Here is a 308-nt window from a genome sequence, read left to right on the forward strand (position 1 = left end):
TTTTGCGTTCAGTTTTGAAGGGTTATGTTGAATATTTCCTTCATTAAATAAAAAGATGGGCCTATAGCTCAGCTGGTTAGAGCGCACGCCTGATAAGCGTGAGGTCGGTGGTTCGAGTCCACTTAGGCCCACCATCTATATTTCGTTTTGGGGCCTTAGCTCAGCTGGGAGAGCGCCTGCCTTGCACGCAGGAGGTCAGCGGTTCGATCCCGCTAGGCTCCACCAAAAATTGTTCATTGAAAACTAGATAAAACGACATTGAAGCAACAAATCAAGACAATCAACCAAGTCGGACACTATTCGTAGTG

Annotated in this window: 2 tRNA genes; both read left to right on the forward strand. The window is 46.4% G+C overall.

The annotated features are described in order from the left end of the window. Positions 1–57 precede the first annotated feature (57 nt). Positions 58–134: transfer RNA gene (locus tag N693_RS0106035), tRNA-Ile, on the forward strand. Positions 135–149: 15 nt separating this feature from the next. Next, positions 150–225, forward strand: a tRNA-Ala gene (locus tag N693_RS0106040). Positions 226–308: the final 83 nt, after the last annotated feature.

Origin of the sequence: Sporosarcina sp. D27 (assembly GCF_000586555.1) — a bacterium.
Taxonomy (GTDB): domain Bacteria; phylum Bacillota; class Bacilli; order Bacillales_A; family Planococcaceae; genus Sporosarcina.